Origin of the sequence: Streptomyces sp. NPDC008092 (genome assembly GCF_042957285.1) — a bacterium.
Lineage (GTDB): Bacteria > Actinomycetota > Actinomycetes > Streptomycetales > Streptomycetaceae > Streptomyces.
The window spans coordinates 16,776-37,699 of sequence record NZ_JBIBHY010000008.1 but is presented as its reverse complement, the minus strand read 5'-3'; the positions used below and the strand labels follow the sequence as shown (position 1 = coordinate 37,699).

Below are 20,924 nucleotides of genomic sequence, written 5' to 3'. Positions count from 1 at the left end.
GCCGTGGACCTGAAGCCGAACGGAACGGGGCCGGTGCTTTCAGCACCGGCCCCGTTTCAGCGTTTCACCCGGACGACGTCCGCCGTGGGAAAGAGCTGGGGGATGCGCTCCGGGAAGACGTGCCCCGGCATGGTCTGCAGGGTCAGGCGGCGCACCGAGGGCAGCCGGCGTGCCAGGACGGAGAGGTCCTCGATGCCGAGCAGCCCGGGGACGCGCAGTGCCTTGACCCCGGAGAGTTCCGGCATGCGTTTGACGGAGCGCGGCAGCTCCCGCAGGATCCGCGCGTTCAGATGCAGGGTCCGCAGCCCGGGCAGCGCGGTCACCTCCTCCCAGTCCGCTGCCGTCAGGTCCGTGGTCAGTGGTCCGAGGCTGAGTTCCGTGAGGGTGGTCCAGTGCTCCAGGCCGCGCAGTCCGGTGCGGTTCGTGCTGTTCCGGCCGAGGAAGAGGAACTCCAGCGGCGCGTCGACGGGCAGCACCTCGACGAGGCTGTCGCCGGGGAGCTCCTGTTCCACGCTGAGCCGGACCAGCGAGCCCAGCGACCGCAGGCCCGTGACGTCGGCGATCTGCCCGCAGACCAGCTCGGCGAGCGGCAGCTCCGCGAGCCGCTCCAGGCCGTCCGCCGCCGGACAGCGGGCCAGCATCAGCTCGCGCAGGGCCCCGAAGGGCGACAGCTCGCCCAGGTCGGTGAGGAGCGGGTTGTCCCGCAGGTCGAGGAGGGTCACCGCGCCGGGCTCGCGGACCGCGTCCAGGATCTCTCCGACCGAGTGGCTGCCCAGGAACGTGAGACCTTGCCAGGGCCGCATCCCGGTCAGAGCGGCCCGCTGCTCGGCGGACTCGCAGGTGAGGTAGAGGTCGCCGCGGGGCAGCTCGTCCAGCACCTCTGCCGCGTAGGCCGCGGTGTCGAAGCGGCTCCAGGTCCCCACCAGCTGCCGGCGCACCTTGAGGTCCGGGTGGTCGCGGAACCGGCGCAGCACCGCGAGGGCTCCCTCCGGTTCCTCGGCGCCGAGCAGCGAGGCGGTGACGGCGACGCTCCGCGCCTCCTCCGCCGTCAGCCCCTCGGGTCCCGGCAGCAGCTCCAGCACCAGGGGCCCGGCCTCCGCGAGCACCTTCGCGTCCTCCGTGGTCCGCGGCGGGATCAGCTCCGCCGCCCGCCGCTCCACCTCCGCCCGCACGTCAGCGTCCAGTGCCACCGCATGCTCCAGACAGGCCAGCGCCAGCAGGGTCAGCCGGGGCGACCGAGCGGCGAGCAACCGCCGTAGCAGCGAGGCCCGTTCCCCGGGCCGGGCGTGGGCCACGGCCATCCGGATCACGTCCTCCCACTGGGTGTCGTCCGCGTGGCCGGCGAGGACGTCCAGGTGGCCCTCCGCCACCGCGTACCGGGCGCCGAGATAGTCCTGGAAGGTGCGGTGGACGAAGTCCAGGACGCCGTCGGCGGGCCGGCGGACCAGTCCGCTGCGCAGGAGCAGGGTGCGCAGCACGGTCCGGGCGTGCCGGTTGCGGTGCAGGGCGACGACCGGCAGGCTGCGGTCCACGATCGACTCGGCCGTGTCCAGGTCCATCTCGGTGCGGCCGCTCAGCACCAGCGCGTACGCGAGGCGTTGCAGCAGCTCCAGCTGGGCCTCCTCGCCCAGCTCCACCTCGTCCACCACCGGCAGGCCCCGCTCCCGGTCCCGGCGTGTCAGCAGCATCGTGAGGGCGGCGTCGTACAACTCCTTGCGGCCGGTGGGGAGATAGCCGCGGCGCTCCCGGTGCAGGGCGCAGATCAGGCCGCACATCAGGGGGTTGGTGGCGAGGCGGGCCAGGTCGCGTTTGGTGCGCAGGGAGTCGAGGAGCGGGCCCTCGAACTGCCCGGCGTCGGCCGCCGTGTGCCAGCGGTGGACGAAGGTCGCCACGTCCGTGCGGCGCATGGGGGCGAGGGTCAGCTCGCGGAAGCCCTGTGCGGCGAGCCAGTCGGGGCGGACCGCGGTGGGACGGGAGGTCAGCAGCCAGCGGTTGCCCGGGAAGGCGTGGACGAGGGAGACCAGCCAGTCGCGGACGCGGTGCCGGTCGTTGGCGGGGAGCTCGTCCAGCCCGTCGACGAGGACCAGGCCGCGGCCCGCGGTGAGGACGCGCTCCGCCCAGCCCTCGGGCGCCGACAGCGGGCAGCCCACCGCCGTCAGGAAGGCCGCGGGGGCGGGGAAGGGGTCCGCGCCGCGGATCACGGTGCGCAGCGGCAGGACGTACGGGACGTGCGCGCCCTCGCGGGCCGCCGTCACCGCCAGCCACTGGACCAGCGTCGTCTTGCCGGAGCCGGCGTCGCCGCGCAGCAGGACGCGGTCGTGGCCGAGCAGGGCCTGCTCGGCGGGGAGCTGCACGGTGACCGGGGCCGCGCCGGGGCCGTCGCCGGGGACGGGGCGGTCCTCGGCGGCGGTCGCCTCCAGGCTCAGGTAGGCCACTTCGAGCGGCCAGCGGTCGGGGGAGTCCCGCAGGTCGATGCCGTAGATGGTGAGGTGGTTGTGGCGCTCGGCGACGTAGGCGCGGTAGCGGCGCTCGAAGGCGGTGTCGCGGGCGTCGGGGCGCGGGGTGCGGGCAAGCAGCTCGTCGGTCTTCGCGATGAGTTCGCTCTGGGCCCGGGTCTGTTCCACGAGGGTGCGGGGGACAAAGGTGGAGCGGCGGGTGAAGAACTCCAGGATCTGCAGGCAGGCCCACTCCGTCGCGGAGCCGAGGAAGTGGCCGGCGTCGGCGGAGAGCCCGTCGGGCACGGGTGCCGAGCGCGTGAGTGTCCGGGCGAGTTCGCGGTGGCCGAGCCGTACGGCCTGGACGTCGTCCATGTCCAGGTCGCCGAGGGCGAGCAGCCGGCGGGCGAGGGCGTCGGCGACGGCGATCCGCTCGTCGGCCCGGAAGGGCGGCTCACCGGGCGAGTCGACCGCCTGCCGGACCAGGTGCTCCGCCAGCTTGTGCACGTCCTTCTCGACCAGCACCCGCTTCTCGCCCCGGAACGACACCAGGTCCTTCAGCCGCACCGGCCGGTCCACCAGCCCCGCGCCCGGCCCGTCCGCCACGAACAGCTTCTTCAGCAGCGGGCCCATCAGGCTCGATGCCAGCTTGCCGCCCAGTACCGCCGGCTCCATCCGCCCACCCCCGTGATTTCCGCGAACGGATGGAGCCTAGCGGTGAGTTACGACAACTGGCCGTTGTAGTCGGGCAGCTTGAACGTCTTGTCGGCGTGGCCGCCCGAGAGGTCGGTGGCGCTGTTGCCGATGTTCGCGATGATGTCGTAGCCCTTGTTCTCGATGTCGACGCGCTGGGCGGTCTTGTAGGCGGCGACGTCCTTGAAGAGGTCGAGGAAGCCGCGGACGTAGAGGCCGGAGACCTGGTAGCCGTCGTGTTCGAGGTTGTACTCGGTCGGCAGGTAGATGATGCCGGGGCGGGCGGTGACGAAGAACAGGGAGACGCCGTGCTCCTGGGCGTACTTGGCGACGTTCAGGACCGGCTTGTTGGCCGGCTGGGGGAAGCTGAAGCCGAAGTCGGTCTCCAGCGTGGTGTTGTCGATGTCGAAGACGATCGCCTGCTTCTCGCCCGGCTCGGCCGCGGCGATGCGCTGCTTGAGGTAGGGCAGGGCCTGGTCCATCACGGACTGGCAGTCCTGCTGCCAGGTGGCGTAGTCGACCGTGGCGGAGCTGCTCTCGGTCGCGGCCTGGGCCGGCGCGGCCAGTCCGGCGAGTGCGGCCACGGAGACGGCGGTGACGGCTGTGCGGCGGATCCAGGTGCCTGTGGTCATCGGTGTGGGGTGTCCTCTCACGTCCGTAGGCGTGCCGGATGGCAGGTGCATGATCTGAGGCCCGGGTGGCGCGGGGGGAACCGCGGGGTTACTGGAGGGTAATCCCGGCTGAGAGGCCGGTCACACGGTGCGGGCCGTGGACCTCACTCGTGGTTGCCGCGCCGGGCCGCCTCGGCCACCCGTACCGACACTCCGGGGAACAGCTCGGTCAGCAGCCCGCTGTCCTTGCGGGGGTCGTAGCCCGGCCGCAGCAGCAGGCGCAGCACGCGCAGCGCCGGGAAGGCGGGCGGCAGGGACCTCAACTGCCGTTCCGTGCCGAGGTCGTAGACGTGGAGAGTGGTGACCTGGGGGAGGACGAGCCCCGCCTGAGCGGAGACGGCGGCGTGCTGGGCCGACAGTCCCGCCTGGGTGAGCACTGGCAGCTCCGTCAGGCCGGCGAGGAAGACCTCGGGCGGGCACTCGGTGATGTACAGCGTCTCCAGCCGGGGGAAACGGGCCAGGACCGACAGGTCCCGGACGGTGCCGCGCAGGTCGAGCCGGGTCAGCTGGTCCGGGTCCAGGTGGGCTGTCAGGTCCTCCGGGGCGAAGTCGCCCTCCAGCTGCATCCAGCGACGGCCGCCCATCGCGCGGACGGCCGCGAGTTCGGCGGCGGAGTGCGCGACCAGGTAGAGGTCGTCGTGGCGGAGCCGGGCGATCACCTCCCGTCCGTACACCTCCGTGTCGAACCGGTGCCAGGAGCCCGAGAGCTGCTTGCGGACCCGCCAGGAGGGGTGGCCGGCGAACTCCGCGAGGTACGGGATCGCCGTGTCGGTGCCGATCAGGGAGGCGGTGATGACGCAGAGGTGGGCCGCCTCGGCGGCGCGGTCGGCAGCGCGGGTCCCCGTGCCGGTCTCCCGACCGGTCTCCGTGCCGGACTCCGCACCGGTGGGGGCGAGCTGCTCCGGGGTGGGCAGGAAGTCGAGGATCAGGGGGCCGACGGCGGCCAGTTCGTAGGCGGACTCCAGGTCGGGCGGGGGCACCAGCCCGGCGACACCGTTCTCGATGGCGGTGCGCACCGACGGGTCCAGCTCGGTGGCCTGTTCCAGGCAGGACGCGGCGAGCAGCAGGGCGCGCGGGGAGTCCGCGCGCAGCAGTTCGCCCAGGACCTCACCCCGCTCGCGCGGCCGGCCCTGGGCCACCGCCATCCGGATGACGTCCTCCCACTGGTCGTCGGCGGCATGCTTGTGGACCATCCCGAAGGTGCCCTCGTCGAGCAGGGCCCGGGCGCCCAGGAAGTCCTGGAAGGTGCGGTGGCAGAAGTCGATGGTGTCGGTGGACGGGGCGCGCAGCAGACCGCTGCGGTTCAGCAGATGGGCCAGCACCGTGTCGGCGTCGCCGAGCGCGGCCGCTTCGGGCAGGGCGGGCAGTGCCTTGTCGATCTCGGCTACGGCCCGCTCCCGGGCCATCTCGGTCCGGCCGTCCTTGATGAGCCAGTACGCAAGCCGCTGCAGGATCTGCAGCTGCGGCTCCTCCCGCAGTTCCGGGCTCGGCATCCCGCGCTCCCGGTCGCGGCGGGCCAGCAGCATGGTGAGGGCGGCCTCGTACAGCTCCTTGCGGCCGAGCGGGAGGAAGCCGTGGCGGTCGCGGTGCAGGGCGCAGATCAGCCCGCACATGAGGGGGTTGGTGGCGAGCCGGCCGAGATCGGGCTTCGTGCGTACGGCATGGATCAGCTGGGCCTGGTAGCGGTCGAGGTCGCTGTCGTCCCCGGGTGCGGCCGGCCGGGCGGCGGTGTGCCAGCGCCGGACGAAGGAGACCACGTCCTCCGGCCGCATCGGGGACAGCACCAGTTCGGTGAAGGCCTCGTCGGCCAGCCAGTCCTCCCGGACGGCGGCGGGCCGGGAGGTGACCAGCCACCGGTTGCCCGGATAGGCGTCGACCAGGTCCACCAGCCAGGCCCGGGCCAGTGCCCGCTCGGCCTCGGGTACCTCGTCGATGCCGTCGACGAGGACGAGCCCCCGGCCGGCGGCCAGCACCCGTGCCTCCCAGCCGGCCGGCTGCTCCCCGGCGATCGCCGCGCCCACCGCGTCGAGGAAGTGCCGGGGTGCGGGCAGCCGCCCGCCGTGCCGGGTCAGGGAGCGCAGCGGCAGGACGAACGGGATGCGGTCGCGCAGGTATGTCATGCGCCCGCTGTCGCCGGCGGGGCGGGCGGCGGAGACGGCCAGCCACTGGATGAGGGTGGTCTTGCCCGATCCGGCCTCGCCCCGCAGCATGATGCGCTCGTGGTCGGCCAGGGCCTCGTCCGCCGGGAGCGGGATGCGGGAGGTCTGGTGCAGGGCGGCCAGCGAGGCGGTGCGGTAGACGGCGTGTTCGAGGGTGGCCCTGGCCTGCTGGACGCGCTCCCGCGCGGCCTGGCTCAGCCCTGTGGTCGCCGCCTGCCGTAACGCGTTCTCCGCCGCGATGAGGGTCCGTTCCGCGTTCCGCCGGGCCGTGTCGAAGTAGACGATCTCCTCGGCGAGGCCGCTGGGCGCGGTCGCCTGCAGGCTCAGGTACGCGGCGTCCAGTGGCCAGCGGCCGGGGGAGTTGATCAGGTCGATGCCGTAGATGAACAGCTTGCTGTGCTTCTTGGCGATGTACGCGAGGTAGCGGCGCTCGAATGCGCTGTCGCGCCCGTCCCGGCGGGGGGTGCGGGCGATCAGCTCGTCCACCCGGGCGATCAGTTCGGCCTGGCCGCGGACCTGTTCCACCAGGGTGCGGGCGACAAAGGAGGAGCGCCGGGTGAAGAAGTCGACCACGTGCACGCAGGCCCACTCGGTGGCCGAGTGCAGGAAGTGCCCGGCATCGGCGGAGAGCTCTTGCGTCGGGGCCCGGCGCAGCAGCTCCCGGGCGAGTTCGGCGTGGCCGAGGCGGACCGCCTGGACGTCGTCCATGTCGAGGTCGCCGAGCGCGAGCAGGGTGCGGGCGAGGGCGTCGGTGACGGCTGTCTCCTCGTCGGCCGGGAAGGGGTGTTCCCCCGGGGACCGGAGGGCCTCGCGGACGAGGACGCCGGCGATCTTGTGCACGTCCGGTTCGGCCAGCGTGCGCTTCTCGCCCCGGAAGGACACCAGGGCGGACACCCGTACGGGCCGTTCCACCAGGCCGGCGCCGGCCGCGTCACGTACGAAGAGGCGCTTCACCAGGGGAGCGACCAGGCTCGACGCGAGCTTCGTGCCGAGTACCGCCGGATCCATCCGCGCCCACCCCCGCAGTCGTGCGCATGCCGGTCAGCGTAGTGCCCGTCACATTTCGGCGGGTGCGGATCGCGGGGACCGGTGACATACCGCACGGGCGAAACAGCCCTTACCAAGAGGGATAGTAGAGCCCGATATCGGACTTGAAGGAACTTTTGTCCCTGAATTGTCGGCGAGATATCCAGGTCGGGCAGGGAATGGTCGCTCAAGGGGTGTATGTCAAGAAACAGTCAATTCCCGGCTTTCCTACTAGCGGGCCTCGTGGATGCGGGGACTTGGGCGAAGGCCCGGCTCCGGGTTACCAAGAGATGCCCCGTTCGGTGGCCGCCCCCTGCGGGCCGGTGCCGGAGGGGGGTCCTGTTGCCTACTCCACGAGGTTCCGATGTCCCTGCGCGCCGCTTTCCGTTCCCCCCGTACGTCCTCGCTCCGCAAGCGGGCAGCCGTTCTGGCCGCCGGTGTCGGGGTCGCGGCCGTGGTGGGGTCCGGGGTCGCGTCGGCCGCCACCTCCAGCGCCGCGGCCTGGGTCGACCCGGTGAAGAAGTACACGCTCTCCGCGACCTTCAACCAGGCCGGCGGCATGTGGACCGCCAGGCACAGCGGTCAGGACTTCGCGGTGCCGAGCGGCACCGACGTCGTCGCGGCGCACGGCGGCACCGTGGTCAAGGCCGGCGGCAACGGCGCCGGTGACGGTCCCGCGTACGGCAACGCCATCGTCGTCAAGCACGGCAACGGCCAGTACTCGCAGTACGCCCACCTGTCCCGCATCGACGTCAGGGTCGGCCAGATCGTCAGGACCGGTCAGCACCTCGCCCTCTCCGGCAACACCGGCAACTCCTCCGGCCCGCACCTGCACTTCGAGATCCGTACGACCCCGAACTACGGCTCCGCGGTCGACCCCGTCGCCTTCCTGCGCGCCAAGGGCGTGACCCTCTAGGGGGCGCGCCCGGCGGCCGGCTATCCGGGGTGCGAGCCCCGGTGGGCCTGGGTCACCAGGTCCACGGCGACCTCCAGGACGGCCTCGCGCTTCTCCCGGGGGTCGCCCTCGATGTCCTGCATCACGAACATGCCGGCGTGCAGCGTGAAGAGCGCGCTGATGCAGCGGATCTGGTCGGTCAGATCCGCGTCCGGGTCGATGATGATGTTCCGCAGGCCGCGCATCCGGTCCTTGAAGGTGTCGCCGATCTTCAGCTCCCGGACCGTCGCCTGGTTCTCCTGCATGAACCGGAACAGCGGCTCGGCGTCGCCCAGCGCCCGGTGGTAGCGCCGTACGATCTCCTGCTTGGTCTCCAGGGTGTGCGGCTGGCCCTTGCCCCACTCGATCAGGTCGCCGATCGGCCGCGTCAGGTCCTCGAAGACGCTGACCAGGATCTCTTCCTTGGTCTTGAAGTGGTAGTACAGGGCCGCCTTGGTCACGTCGAGGTGCTCGGCGATCTCCCGCAGGGAGGTCTTCTCGTAGCCCTGCTCGGCGAAGAGTTCGAGCGCCACGTCCTGGATGCGCTGGCGGGTGTTCCCGCGGCGCTGCTGCTTCGTGCCGTCCATGGTGACGCTCATCCTCTTACTCCTCGCACTCCCGTGAAAACTTGCTTGCCGCCCGGCTAGTAAACTTACTTGACGCCCGGCTAGCAACGGGTCTAACTTCCGAGTGTACTGAACTAGCCGGGCGACAAGTAAGTAGCTGTCGCCAGGGGGAGTGGGAGAGATGGCGGACACCCAGGCGGCCGAGACCGGCCAGGAAACACCGGAGGCACCGGAAGCGGTCGCGCCCCCGGAGAAAGAGCCGAAGAGCGTACGGGTCGTGATGCTCGCGCTCATGGTCGCGATGATGCTCGCGATGCTCGACAACATGATCGTGGGCACCGCGATGCCGACCATCGTCGGCGAGCTGGGCGGCCTGGAGCACCTGTCGTGGGTCGTGACCGCGTACACCCTCGCCACCGCGGCGTCCACCCCGCTCTGGGGCAAGCTCGGTGACATGTACGGGCGCAAGGGCGCCTTCATGACCTCCATAGTCATCTTCCTGATCGGCTCCGCGCTCAGCGGCATGGCCCAGGACATGGGCCAGCTGATCGGGTTCCGGGCCGTCCAGGGCCTCGGCGCCGGCGGCCTGATGGTCGGCGTCATGGCGATCATCGGCGACCTCGTGCCGCCCCGCGAGCGCGGCAAGTACCAGGGCATGATGGCCGGCGTCATGGCGCTCGCCATGATCGGCGGCCCGCTGGTCGGCGGCACCATCACCGACAACTGGGGCTGGCGCTGGGCCTTCTACATCAACCTGCCGCTCGGCGTGGTCGCGCTGGCCGCCATCAGCGCCGTACTGCACCTGCCGAAGAAGCGGAACAAGACGCGCATCGACTACCTGGGCGCCGGTCTGCTGACCCTCGGCATCACCTCGATCGTGCTGGTCACCACCTGGGGCGGCTCCCAGTACGCCTGGACGTCCGCGCGGATCATGGAACTGATCGCCATCGGCGTCGTCGCGCTGATCGGCTTCGTCTTCTGGCAGACCAAGGCCGCCGAGCCGGTCCTGCCGCTGCACATCTTCCGCAGCCGCAACTTCACCCTGATGTCGGTCATCGGCTTCATCGTGGGCTTCGTGATGTTCGGCGCCACGCTGTTCCTGCCGCTGTACCAGCAGTCCGTGCAGGGCGCGTCCGCGACCAACTCCGGTCTGCTGCTGCTCCCGATGCTCGGCGCGATGCTGGTGACGTCGATGGTCGCCGGCCGGGTCACCACCAGCACCGGCCGCTACAAGATCTTCCCCCTCGCGGGCGGTGTGCTGCTCACCGTCGGCCTGTACCTGCTGTCCACCATGGACACGGACACCACCCGGTTCACCTCCGGGGTGTACATGGCCGTGGTCGGCCTCGGCATGGGCTGCCTGATGCAGATCACCATGCTGGTCGCGCAGAACAGCGTGGAGATGAAGGACATGGGCGTCGCGTCCTCGTCCACCACCCTGTTCCGTACGCTCGGCTCGTCCTTCGGTGTCGCCATCATGGGCGCGATCTTCAACGACCGGGTCAAGGCCGTCATGGCCGAGCGGGCCGGCTCGCTCGGCTCCAAGATCACCGAGCAGTCGGCGCAGCTGGACGCGAAGAGCCTGGCGAAGCTGCCGGCGGCGGCGCGCGAGGCGTACCAGCACGCCGTGTCGGCCGGTACCCACTCGGCGTTCCTGCTCGGCTCCGTGATCGCCGTGCTGGTCCTGGTGCTGGCGGTCTTCGTGACGGAGGTCCCGCTGCGCGGCGGGCCGCAGAAGGCGGACGAGGCGGCGCCGATGCCGGCCGTCGAGGCCGTCTGAGCGGAGCGCGGAGAGCCGGCGCGCTCTGAGCGACGCGCGGGGGTTCCAGGGGTCACCGCCCCCGGGCCCCCGCTTCCGCGTTCCCGGGCCGAGAATTGACGGTGTGGACAGACTGCGGCAGCTACGCCTCGCCAAGGACGCCATGGACCGGGACTGGGCCGACCCCGCCCTGGACCTCGGCGCGGTCGCCGCGCACGCCGGGTACTCGCGGTACCACTTCCTGCGCGCCTTCAAGGAGGCCTACGGCGAGACCCCCGGCCAGTACCTGACGCACCGCAGGATCGAGCGGGCGGAGGAGATGCTCCGCAGCGCGGACCTCACCGTCACCGAGATCTGCCACCTGGTCGGCTTCAGCAGCCTCGGCACCTTCTCGGCGAAGTTCAAGGCCCGCACCGGGCTCAGCCCCACCGAGTACCGGACCGAGCACGTCGGCCGCGGCGCCTCCCTCATCCCCGGCTGCTACGCCCTGCTCTGGGCCGGCGGGTTCCCGGTCAGAAGCGCAACTTCCGAGAAGCGCGCCCCGGACCCGGCTGCCTACCGTGACGGACAGGAACAGCGACCGTCCGGCGGCTGAAGCCGATGTGCCGGGCAGACAGGAGAGCGGACCCATGATCCAGGGCCTGGCCATCACCACCGTGTGGACCTTCGACCAGCAGCGCACCAAGGCCTTCTTCACCGAGAAGCTCGGCTTCGAGGTGCGCGACGACATCGCGATGGGCGACATGCGGTGGGTCACCGTCGGTGCCAAGGGCCAGCCCGGTGTCGAGCTCGCGCTGATGCGCGTGGACGGACCGGGCCTCGACCCCGAGTCCGCCGAGGCGCTGCGCAAGCTGGTCGCGAAGGGCGCCATGGGCGCCGGAGCGTTCCGCACGGACGACTGCCGCGGCGACTACGAGACCTTCCGGGCGCGGGGCGTCGAGTTCGTCCAGGAGCCCAAGGAACGGCCGTACGGCATCGAGGCGATCTTCCGCGACGACAACGGCAACTGGTACTCGCTGACCGAGCGCAGCGAGGAGCTCGACTTCTCCAAGGAGTTCTGAGCATGCCGACGGAGACCGGGCCCGATCACACCGCCGTCCGCACCGCCCTGTGGCGGGCGCTGCACCTGCGCGCCGACGCGCCGCCGTACGTCATCGAGGACGAGGTCGGACTGCGGCTCGCCGAACCGGACGCCGGGGACCGGAACGGGGACGGCGAGGGCTGGCGGGCCCGGCCGGACATGGACGTCGAGGCGACCCGGCGTACCCGGGCGTCCATCGTGGCCCGGGCCCGGTTCGTCGAGGACCTGGTGGTGGCCCGGGCCGGGCGCGGGGTGGACCAGTACCTCGTTCTCGGCGCCGGGCTCGACACCTTCGCGCAGCGCCGGGCCGTCGACGCGGTGGCCGCCGGGCTGCGGGTGTTCGAGGCCGACCGGGCCGGGGCCGTGGCCTGGAAGCGGCGGCGGCTGACCGAACTGGGGTACGGGGTGCCCGACTGGCTGACGCTGGTGCCGGTGGACTTCGAGGGTGACTGGTGGGGGCAGCTGGTGGCCGCCGGATTCGACCCGCGCCGGCCGGCCGTGGTCGCGTCCGCCGGGGTCACGATGTACCTGACGGAGGACGCCATCGCGGCCACCTTCCGGCACATCGCGCGGCTCGCCCCCGGGTCGACGCTGGTCACGACGTTCCTGCGGCCGATCGAGGACGTCGAGCCGGACCAGCAGGAGCAGCTGCGGGTGGCCCAGCGGGGCGCGCGGGCGTCCGGCACGCCCTTCCTGAGCTTCTACGCACCCGAACGGATGGCCGCCCTCGCCCGCGAGGCCGGCTTCCGGGACACCCGGCACGTCCCGGCGGAGGAACTCGCCGACCGCTACTTCACCGACCGCACCGACGGCCTCCGCCCGTCCCGCGGCGAGGAACTCCTCGTGGCTTCGACCTGAGGTACGGGGGGGGCTCTGCTTGGGGCGCGGTGCGGCCCCCCGCCCGGGACGCCGAGCGGTCTCGGCTTGGGGGCGGTGCGGCTTCTGCCTGAAGCGCGGTGCGGCCTCTGCCTGGGGGCGGAGCCGTCTTCGCCTGGGCACGGAGCGGCCGGTCTCCACCCGAGATGTCGAGCGGTCTCCGACTGAGGCGCGGGGCCGCCTTCACCGGGGCGCGGTGCGGCCCCCGCCCGAGATGCCGGGCGGTCTCCGCCCGACCCGGCCGGGGGTGTCGCTCAGCGGCTTCCCGGCTGGGTCGGGCCCGGCAGCATCGGGTAGCTGCCGGTGGCTGTCGGGGCGTGTTCCGGGAGCCACAGGACGGCCACCGCGCCCTCCGCCGGGATGTGCGCGGGTGCGCCGGCCGGCCGGATGTTGCGGAAGGTCAGGCGGGCGCCCAGGACGCGGGCCTGGCCCGCCGCGATGGTCAGGCCCAGGCCGTGGCCCTGGCCCGCCCGGTCCTCGCTGCCGGTGCGGAAGCGGCTCGGCCCCTCCGCGAGGAGCTTCTCGGGGAAGCCGGGGCCGTGGTCGCGGACCCGGATGACCCGGCCCTCGACGGTCACCTCGATGGGCGGCTTGCCGTGCCGGGCCGCGTTGGCGAGCAGGTTGAACAGCACCCGCTCCAGCCGGCGCGGATCCGTGGTCACCTCCGACTCGTGCACCACCCGCACCTCGATCTCCGGGTCCTTCGCGGCCACCCGGCGGGCGACGAACTCGCCCAGCATGATGTCCTGCAGCTCGGCCCGCTCGGAGGCGCTGTCGAGGCGGGCCACCTCCAGCACGTCCTCGACGAGGGTGCGCATCGCCTTCGCCCGGTCCAGGACCAGCTCGGTCGGACGGCCGGGAGGCAGGAGCTCGGCCGCGGTGAGCAGACCGGTCACCGGCGTCCGCAGTTCGTGCGCGATGTCGGCCGTCACCCGCCGCTCGGCCTCCAGCCGCTGCTGCAACGCGTCCGCCATGGCGTCCACCGCCCGCGCCAGGTCGTCGGTCTCGTCCCGTACGACCCCGCCGATCGCCTCCCGCACCCGTACGTCCGGCTCGCCCTGGGCGACCTGGTTGGCCGCGGCCGCCGCCTTGCGCAGCCGGACCGAGAGCTGCCCGCCGATCAGCACGCCGAGCGCGCTGCCACCGAGGACGACCGCGATGGACCCGATGACCAGGGCCTGGTCGAGGTCCTTGAGCACATTGCTGCTGCGGTTCGCGAAGGTGCTGTGCAGGGACAGCACCCGCCCGTCCTTGGCCTGCACCGCCGCCCAGATGTCCGGCGCGCCGCTGCCGTGGTCGATGACGTCGGTCGCCCGGCGGCCCGCGTCGACCCGCTCGCGCAGGGCCGGCGGCAGCCGCGGGTCGTCGACCTTCACGTCGGGGAAGTTCGCCCTCCCGTACAGCTCGTAGTTGCGCTGGCCGATCTGCAGCCGCTCGTTGGCCAGCTCGCGCGCGTTGTCCAGCATCGAGACCCGGGCGGCGTTGTGCACCACCAGGCTCAGCGCGATCGCGACCAGCGCGCCGACCAGCGCGATCGCCGCGCTCAGCTTCCATCTGAGTCCGGTGCGCAACCCCGGACCCCGGTACCGGCTGGAGAACCCCCGCATGACCGCCTCGCTCAGGCCTTCAACTTGTAGCCGAAACCGCGGACCGTCTCGATCCGGTCCTGGCCGATCTTGGTCCGCAGCCGCTGCACATGGACGTCGACGACGCGGGTGTCCCCGCCCCAGCCGTAGTCCCAGACGCGTTCGAGCAGCTTGTCGCGGGAGAGCACGGTCCCCGGCGCCGACGAGAACTCCAGGAGCAGCCGCATCTCGGTGGGCGTCAGCGCGACCGGCTGACCGGCCCGGCGCACCTCCATGCCCTCGGTGTCGATCTCCAGGTCGCCGAAGGTGAGCATGCCGCCCGTCACCTCCGCCGCGTCCTCGTGCGCCTTCTCGCCGCCGCTCGCGTGCCCGAAGCGGCGCAGCACCGCCCGGATCCGGGCGACCAGGACGGCCCCGTCGAACGGCTTGGTGACGTAGTCGTCGGCGCCCGCCTCCAGGCCGAGCACCACGTCGATCGAGTCGGCCCGCGCGGACAGCATGATCACCGGGACCGTCGACTCGTCACGGATGCGCCGGCACAGGCTCACCCCGTCCAGGCCCGGGACCATCACGTCCAGCAGGGCGATGTCGGGCCGGTCGGCGCGGAAGGCGTCGAGGCCCGACAGGCCGTCGGGCATGGCGGTGACCGCGAAGCCGTCCCGCTCCAGGGCGAGCTGGGTGGCCTCGCGGATGACGTCGTCGTCCTCGACGAAGAGGACGTGGGTCTGGTCTGCCATCCCGGCTCTCTCGGTAGTCGGTGGGGTCGGTTCAAGGGGTGTGCGGCTGGTTCGGCGTGTGCAGGTGGTTCAGTTGGCCGGGGAGGGCTCCGCTGTGACGTCGTCGCCGTCGCCGCTGCCGGCCGCGTTGCCGTAGTCGGTGTGGTGGAAGTCCTCCTGGACGAAGCGCCCCGCGGACCAGCCGTAGGTGATCACGTTCTCGCCGGAGGGGCTCGACACCGGGTCGCCCTTCTCGTACACCTGTTTGGTCACGCTCAGGTCGCCCCGGTCTATCTCCGCGTAGACCGGCGACTCCTCGGCCTTGAAGACGTTCTTGTACGCGCCGCTCTCCCTGCGGTACACGTACGCCCCGACGCCGACCGCGTCCCCGCAGGTCAGGACGTTCACGACGATGTCCTCGACCGGGCCGCCGGTCAGATCGCCGTACGTCACGTCGACGGGGTACTCGTCGCCCGAGCACGGCTTCAGGTCCCGCTTCACCGTGGCCGAGACCACCGGGTCGGCCTTCACCAGGGCGACCGCGTCGACCTTCTCGTACGTCTGCGACGGGTTGGGCGAGGGGGCCTTGGCGGCCGGGGCGGGCGCGACCGAGCCGGCGTGCGCCGGTCCCTCGTCGCGGGCTCCGGTGCCGCCGGTGCCGCAGGCCGCGGCGAAAAGGGCGAGGGCGGCGAGCACGACCGTCGCCGTGATCACCGCCTGTGCACTCGCCGGGCCCCTGCTGGACCCCGTGCCGGTCAGGCCGCGCAACGCTCCTGCTCCTCACGCTCCAGCGCGCGTGCGTCGAGGTCGCGTGACTCCAGCTCCTCGCGGAGCCGGGCGAGCGCCCGGTGCAGCGTGCTCTTGACCGTTCCGGCCGACATGCCGAGGGCGGCGGCCGTCTCCTCCGTGGACATCTGCTCCCAGTGTCGCAGCACCACGACACTGCGCTGCTTCGGAGCCAGCACCCTCATGATGTCCATGAGGAGAGCGCGGTCCGCGTGCTGCTCGGTGGAGTCCTCCACGCTGGCGTCGGGCAGCTGCTCGGTCGGGACCTCCTCCAGCTTCCGGGCCCGCCACCACTCGGTACGCGTGTTGATCATGACCCGGCGCAGGTAGGCGTCGGCGAGCTTCTTGTCCTCGATGGTCTCCCAGCGGCCGTACGTCCGGACCAGCGCGGTCTGCAGCAGGTCCTGGGCGTCCGTCGGGTCCGGGACCAGCCGGCGGGCGCTGCGCAGCAGCGCGTCCTGCCGAGTGCGGACGTACTCCTCGAATTCGAGCACCTCGCCCTGCGCCATGATCAACCGCCTCCCGATCCCCGTTTTCCCCGGCCCTGTGCCTGAGTTCCTGCCGTCCCGCGGTCCTGGCGGGCACAGAAACGAAGCTACGGACCCGTTGTCACGGGGCTGTGCGGAGCAGCCTGCGGGTAGCAATCGGCTGTCCGTCGGTTGTGTAACGGAAGTAGGTACGGGGTAAGCGGGCACCGGTTTATGCCCGGCTATGTAGGTATTTGCCCGGCGGGTGGGGGCGTAACAGAGGCCTGTCTCCTGTGATGTGGCTGTACGTCAGCGCTGCGGAAGCCGGTACAGGCCGCCCGCGAGCGGTTCCACCAGGCCGTCCGAGACCAGCCCGTCCAGCGCCCGCGCCCGCTGCACCGGCTCGTGCCACACCCGGTCGAGCGCCGTCTGCGGCACCGGGGTGTGCGCCTCCCGCAGGACGGCCAGCAGCTTGCCGCGCACCTGCCGGTCGGTACCGGCGTACGTCTGCCCGCGCCGCGGCGGCCCCTCGTGCTCCGGTTTGCCGGCCAGCCGCCAGGCGCACTCGCCGGCGATCGGACACCGCTGGCACGTCTCGTTCTTCGCCGTGCAGACCAGCGCGCCCAGCTCCATCGAGGCGGCGGCCCAGCGGGCGGCGGTCCGGTCGTCCGACGGCAGCAGTTCGCGGGCGAGCTTGCGCTCGGCGGCGGTGGTGGCGTTCGGCGGGTACTGCACACCGGTCACCGCCCGTGCGAACACCCGCCGCACATTCGTGTCGAGCACGGCGTGCCGCTGCCCGTACGCGAACGAGGCCACGGCCGCGGCGGTGTACTCGCCGATGCCCGGCAGCGCGAGCAGCTGCGCGTGATCCGTCGGCACGTCCCCGCCGTGCCGTTCCGTTATGGCGACGGCGGCGCCGTGCAGCCGCAGGGCGCGGCGCGGGTAGCCGAGCCGGCCCCAGGCGCGGACCGCCTCGCCGGGCGCCTCCGCGGCGAGGTCGGCCGGGCGCGGCCAGCGGGCCAGCCACTGCTCGTACACGGGCAGCACCCGGCTCACGGGTGTCTGCTGCAGCATGAACTCGCTGACCATCACACCCCACGGGCCCGCCTCCGGGCGGCGCCAGGGGAGGTCGCGGGCGTGGGTGTCGAACCAGGCGATCACGGGGGTGTGAAGCTTCTCAGTCATGGCCCTTCCGATCCTGCCACGTCCGGCGACGGGTGGGGTGGACGTGGTTCACGGCGGGGCCGCGGCGGGTTCGGGGTTGACGCACCCCGCCGTGACCCGCGGCGAAGAGCGGTCGTGCTGGCGGGAGTTGCCGGAATGATGATCCGGAAAAGTTGAGGTTTGGGCGGCGGGTGGGGCGAGGAACTGCACGGATCTCTCGTACAGTTTGCGCCGTGGGATCTCTGCGCAATCCGGTCGGGCCGCTTCCCTCCTCCATCTACTGGCGACGGAGGGTCTTCATGCTGTCGACGCTCGTCGTGCTGGCGCTGCTGATCGCGTGGATCGTCACGTCGAACGGCGGGGGCGGCAAGAAGAACGCAGGCGGGTCGGACGGCAAGAATCCCGTGTCCACGATCACGCCGGGTCCGTCCGGCAGCGGGCCGGCGATCAGCCAGGCACCGGGCGGCCGGGACGAGTCGAGCGGGGGCGGTTCGGGGGGCGGTTCCGGTTCGACCTCCGGGGCGGGTTCCGGTGCCGACGGCGGCAGTTCGGCCGGCTCGGGCGACTCGGGCGGCGACACGTCGGCCGGCTCCGGTGGCTCGTCGGGTTCCTCGTCCGGCTCGGGGAACGACGTGACGTCGGGTTCCGGCGGTACGGTCGCCTCGCTGCCGGGGACCTCCACGCTGCCCAACTGCACCGCCGGGTCCGTGGCGTTGACGCTGAGGAGCCTGCACAACTCGTACTCGCCCGAGCAGACGCCGACCTTCGAGCTGACCGCGAAGAACACGTCGTCCAGCGACTGCAAGATCGACCTCGGGCCGAAGAACGCGGTGCTGACCATCACGCAGGCCAGCGCGGACGACACCTACTGGTCGTCGGCGGACTGCCCGAAGGCGGCGGGGAGCCGGTGGTACCGGGTGCCGTCCGCGAGCAGCATCACGTACACCCTGAAGTGGGACCGCAAGCCGAGCGCCGCCCAGTGCGCGACGCCTCCGGCGGGGTCGGCCGGGGCGGGGACGTATCTCCTGGAGGCGACGGCACCGGGGTACGCCAAGGCCCAGGCGTCCTTCGTGCTGGCGGCGGATTAGCGCGCGGCGGGGGGCTTGCCCGCGCCGGCGGGGTGCCGCTGCGCCCACCCGTGCCGCCCAGCGGCACGATTGCCCGCAGCTGGGCTTTCAGGGGCGCGGGGAACTGCGCGAGCAACCCCCACCGGGGCGCAGCCGCCATGCGACGCAACGGTCCGAGCTAATGGGCGAAATCAGACATACCGCTCAAGAATCGAAGACTCCGCCAGCCGCGACAGCCCCTCGCGCACGCTGCGTGCCCGGGCCTCGCCGACCCCGTCGACGGTCTGGAGGTCGTCGACGCTCGCCGCGAGCAGCTTCTGCAGGCCCCCGAAGTGCTCCACCAGCCGGTCGATGATCGCCCCCGGCAGCCGCGGCACCTTCGCCAGCAGCCGGAAGCCGCGCGGCGACACCGCCGAGTCCAGCGCCTCCGGCGACCCCGTGTACCCCAACGCCCGCGCCACCGTCGGCAGTTCCAGCAGCTCCGCGTGGCTCAGGGCGTCCAGCTCGGAGAGCGCCTCGTCGACCGTGCGGGAGCGCTTTGCCGTCGGCTCGGGCACGTAGTCCCGGACCACCAGCTCGCGCTCGGGCTCCACCCCGGCGATCAGCTCGTCCAGCTGGAGGGCGAGCAGCCGCCCGTCGGTGCCCAGTTCGACCACGTACTCGGCGATCTCCGTGGCGATGCGCCGGACCATCTCGAGACGCTGGGCGACCGCCGACACGTCGCGGACCGTCACCAGGTCCTCGATCTCCAGCGCCGACAGCGTTCCCGCGACCTCGTCCAGGCGGAGCTTGTACCGCTCCAGGGTGGCCAGCGCCTGGTTCGCGCGGGAGAGGATCGCCGCCGAGTCCTCCAGGACGCGGCGCTGCCCCTCGACGTAGAGCGCGATCAGCCGCATCGACTGGGAGACCGAGACCACCGGGAACCCGACCTGCTTGGAGACGCGGTCCGCGGTGCGGTGGCGGGTGCCCGTCTCCTCCGTGGGGATCGTCGCATCGGGCACGAACTGCACGCCCGCCCGGAGGATCTTCGACAGGTCGGAGGAGATCACGATGCCGCCGTCGAGCTTGCACAGCTCCCGCAGCCGGGTTGCCGTGAACTCGACATCCAGGACGAAACCGCCCGTGCACATCGACTCGACCGTCTTGTCGAAGCCGAGGACGATGAGTCCGCCCGTGTTGCCGCGGAGGACCCGCTCCAGGCCGTCGCGCATGGACGTGCCCGGAGCCACGGCGCTCAGCGAGGCGCGCATCAGGCCATCGGAACCGGCACTCCCACCGGACTTTCCGGGAGCTCCTGCCCGGTCGTTGGCTGCCACTGCACTCCTCCGGTCGCAGGTTCTGAGGCGCTGCCGTCCCCGCACTCGGTTCGTACGGACGGGCGAGACCAGGGCAAAGTCTACCGGCGCTCCTCCGCCTCCCGTGGGGCCTCTCGCCGACGGGAGCGCGGCAGCACCCGCAGCGCGTCCCCCATGTCGGCGACTTCCAGGACCTTCATGCCCGCCGGGATCTTGCCGGGATCGCCCGGTACGAGCGCGTGCGTGAAGCCGAGCCGGTGCGCCTCCGCGAGCCTGCGCTGGACCCCGGTGACCCGTCTGACCTCGCCCGCGAGGCCGACCTCGCCGATGGCGACCAGGTTCTTCGGGAGCGGGGTGTCGCTCGCGGCCGAGGCCAGCGCCAGCGCGATCGCGAGGTCCGCGGCCGGCTCGGAGAGCTTCACGCCGCCCACCGTCGCCGAGTAGATGTCCCGCTTGCCGAGCGCGCTGATCCGGCCGCGCTGCTCCAGCACCGCCAGCATCATCGAGACCCGGGAGGTCTCCAGGCCGGAGGTGGTCCGGCGCGGGGAGGGGATCTGCGAGTCCACCGTCAGCGCCTGGACCTCGGCGACCAGCGGGCGGCGGCCCTCCAGAGTGACGGTCAGACACGTGCCCGGGACCGGTTCGGCGCGGCGGGTCAGGAAGAGGCCGCTCGGGTCGGCGAGGCCGGTGATGCCCTCGTCGTGCAGTTCGAAGCAGCCGACCTCGTCCGTGGCGCCGTAGCGGTTCTTGACGCCCCGGACCAGGCGGAGGCGGGCGTGCCGGTCGCCCTCGAAGTGCAGGACGACGTCGACCAGGTGTTCGAGGAGTCGCGGTCCCGCGATCGCGCCGTCCTTGGTGACATGGCCCACGAGGAGGGTGGACATGCCCCGCTCCTTGGACGCGCGGATGAGCGCCCCGGCCACCTCCCGCACCTGGGCCATGCCACCCGGGGCGCCGTCGATCTCGGGGGAGGCGACCGTCTGCACCGAGTCCAGGATCAGCAGCGACGGCTTCACCGCGTCCAAGTGGCCGAGGACGGCGGCCAGATCGGTCTCGGCGGCGAGGTAGAGGTGGTCGTCGATGGCGCCGATGCGGTCGGCGCGCAGCCGGACCTGGCTCGCCGACTCCTCGCCGGTGACGTAGAGCGTGCGGTGCTCGTCGCTCGCCGACTTGGCCGCCACGTCGAGCAGGAGGGTGGACTTGCCGACGCCGGGCTCGCCGGCGAGCAGCACCACCGCGCCGGGGACCAGTCCGCCGCCGAGGACCCGGTCCAGCTCCGGGACGCCGGTGGTGCGGGCGGTGGCCTGCCGGCCGTCGACCTGGCCGATCGGGACCGCGGAGGTGGTGACCCGGCCGGGTGCCGTCGTACGGACCGCGGGCGTGCCGTACTCCTCGATCGTCCCCCACGCCTGGCACTCGGCGCACCGGCCCAGCCACTTGGCCGTCTGCCAGCCGCACTCGGTGCAGCGGTAGGACGGACGGTCCTTCGAGGTCTTGGTACGGGCAGCCATGCGGAAACCGTAGCCCCCGCCACTGACAGCGGGTCCACGGTGGCCCGCGTGACGGGTGTGGGTGGACCGGTCCCGGCCACTCCGGAACGGGTACGAGCCACGGTGGAACAGGTTCCTGTCCCCGATTGAGGG

17 protein-coding genes are annotated in these 20,924 nt (G+C 72.2%); 6 read left to right on the top strand and 11 right to left on the bottom strand.

The genetic code is table 11. From position 1 onward, the window contains the following. Positions 1-56: 56 nt before the first annotated feature. The 3 genes from ACFZB3_RS25780 to ACFZB3_RS25770 form a co-directional block, all read right to left on the bottom strand. Entirely contained in the window at positions 57-3,110 is a 3,054-nt protein-coding gene (locus tag ACFZB3_RS25780) for an NACHT domain-containing protein (protein WP_391378967.1), read from the bottom strand. A gap of 47 nt (positions 3,111-3,157) precedes the next feature. Further along, a complete protein-coding gene (locus ACFZB3_RS25775) occupies positions 3,158-3,760 on the bottom strand; it encodes an HAD family acid phosphatase (protein WP_391378965.1) in 603 nt (200 codons plus the stop codon). 143 nt (positions 3,761-3,903) lie between these two features. Beyond that, a complete protein-coding gene (locus tag ACFZB3_RS25770; protein ID WP_391378963.1) occupies positions 3,904-6,966 on the bottom strand; it encodes an NACHT domain-containing protein in 3,063 nt (1,020 codons plus the stop codon). A gap of 382 nt (positions 6,967-7,348) precedes the next feature. Here ACFZB3_RS25770 and ACFZB3_RS25765 point away from each other — a divergent pair, with 382 nt between their 5' ends. Continuing rightward, on the top strand, positions 7,349-7,900 hold the full coding sequence (locus tag ACFZB3_RS25765) for a peptidoglycan DD-metalloendopeptidase family protein (protein ID WP_391378960.1): 552 nt from the start codon (positions 7,349-7,351) through the stop codon (positions 7,898-7,900). 20 nt (positions 7,901-7,920) lie between these two features. Here ACFZB3_RS25765 and ACFZB3_RS25760 read toward each other — a convergent pair whose 3' ends face one another. Continuing rightward, positions 7,921-8,517 carry a TetR family transcriptional regulator gene (locus ACFZB3_RS25760; RefSeq protein WP_391378958.1) on the bottom strand — a complete coding sequence of 199 codons (597 nt, stop codon included), beginning with the start codon at positions 8,515-8,517 and terminating at the stop codon, positions 7,921-7,923. A gap of 148 nt (positions 8,518-8,665) precedes the next feature. Here ACFZB3_RS25760 and ACFZB3_RS25755 point away from each other — a divergent pair, with 148 nt between their 5' ends. The 4 genes from ACFZB3_RS25755 (at position 8,666) to ACFZB3_RS25740 (ending at position 12,182) form a co-directional block, all read left to right on the top strand. Beyond that, positions 8,666-10,264 (top strand): DHA2 family efflux MFS transporter permease subunit, encoded by a 1,599-nt coding sequence (locus tag ACFZB3_RS25755; protein WP_391378956.1) that lies wholly within the window; start codon positions 8,666-8,668, stop codon positions 10,262-10,264. Positions 10,265-10,376: 112 nt separating this feature from the next. Continuing rightward, positions 10,377-10,838 carry a helix-turn-helix domain-containing protein gene (locus ACFZB3_RS25750; protein ID WP_391379775.1) on the top strand — a complete coding sequence of 154 codons (462 nt, stop codon included), beginning with the start codon at positions 10,377-10,379 and terminating at the stop codon, positions 10,836-10,838. A 34-nt stretch (positions 10,839-10,872) separates the two neighbouring features. Next, on the top strand, positions 10,873-11,304 hold the full coding sequence (locus ACFZB3_RS25745) for a VOC family protein (protein WP_391378954.1): 432 nt from the start codon (positions 10,873-10,875) through the stop codon (positions 11,302-11,304). A 2-nt stretch (positions 11,305-11,306) separates the two neighbouring features. Then, positions 11,307-12,182 carry an SAM-dependent methyltransferase gene (locus ACFZB3_RS25740; protein ID WP_391378952.1) on the top strand — a complete coding sequence of 292 codons (876 nt, stop codon included), beginning with the start codon at positions 11,307-11,309 and terminating at the stop codon, positions 12,180-12,182. Between the two features lie 272 nt (positions 12,183-12,454). Here the strand turns inward: ACFZB3_RS25740 and cseC are convergent, their stop codons facing one another. From cseC to ACFZB3_RS25715, 5 genes are all read right to left on the bottom strand, one after another. Next, entirely contained in the window at positions 12,455-13,807 is a 1,353-nt protein-coding gene (gene cseC / locus ACFZB3_RS25735) for a two-component system sensor histidine kinase CseC (protein ID WP_391378949.1), read from the bottom strand. An 11-nt stretch (positions 13,808-13,818) separates the two neighbouring features. Continuing rightward, positions 13,819-14,523, bottom strand: coding sequence for a two-component system response regulator CseB (gene cseB, locus ACFZB3_RS25730; RefSeq protein WP_391378947.1), 705 nt, complete (start codon positions 14,521-14,523; stop codon positions 13,819-13,821). 69 nt (positions 14,524-14,592) lie between these two features. Continuing rightward, positions 14,593-15,270 carry a hypothetical protein gene (locus tag ACFZB3_RS25725; protein ID WP_391378944.1) on the bottom strand — a complete coding sequence of 226 codons (678 nt, stop codon included), beginning with the start codon at positions 15,268-15,270 and terminating at the stop codon, positions 14,593-14,595. Continuing rightward, positions 15,258-15,797 (bottom strand): SigE family RNA polymerase sigma factor, encoded by a 540-nt coding sequence (locus ACFZB3_RS25720; RefSeq protein ID WP_391378942.1) that lies wholly within the window; start codon positions 15,795-15,797, stop codon positions 15,258-15,260. Before ACFZB3_RS25720 ends, ACFZB3_RS25725 begins: the two co-directional genes overlap by 13 nt. A gap of 267 nt (positions 15,798-16,064) precedes the next feature. Beyond that, positions 16,065-16,940 carry an A/G-specific adenine glycosylase gene (locus tag ACFZB3_RS25715; RefSeq protein WP_391378940.1) on the bottom strand — a complete coding sequence of 292 codons (876 nt, stop codon included), beginning with the start codon at positions 16,938-16,940 and terminating at the stop codon, positions 16,065-16,067. A gap of 212 nt (positions 16,941-17,152) precedes the next feature. On the opposite strand from ACFZB3_RS25715, the gene ACFZB3_RS25710 reads away from it, so the two are divergent. After that, positions 17,153-18,007, top strand: a complete 855-nt coding sequence (locus tag ACFZB3_RS25710; RefSeq protein WP_391378938.1) for a hypothetical protein — start codon at positions 17,153-17,155, stop codon at positions 18,005-18,007. A 170-nt stretch (positions 18,008-18,177) separates the two neighbouring features. Here the strand turns inward: ACFZB3_RS25710 and disA are convergent, their stop codons facing one another. Continuing rightward, a complete protein-coding gene (gene disA / locus ACFZB3_RS25705) occupies positions 18,178-19,302 on the bottom strand; it encodes a DNA integrity scanning diadenylate cyclase DisA (RefSeq protein ID WP_351714154.1) in 1,125 nt (374 codons plus the stop codon). Positions 19,303-19,382: 80 nt separating this feature from the next. Beyond that, positions 19,383-20,792 (bottom strand): DNA repair protein RadA, encoded by a 1,410-nt coding sequence (radA, locus tag ACFZB3_RS25700; RefSeq protein WP_391378935.1) that lies wholly within the window; start codon positions 20,790-20,792, stop codon positions 19,383-19,385. Between the last annotated feature and the right edge of the window lie 132 nt (positions 20,793-20,924).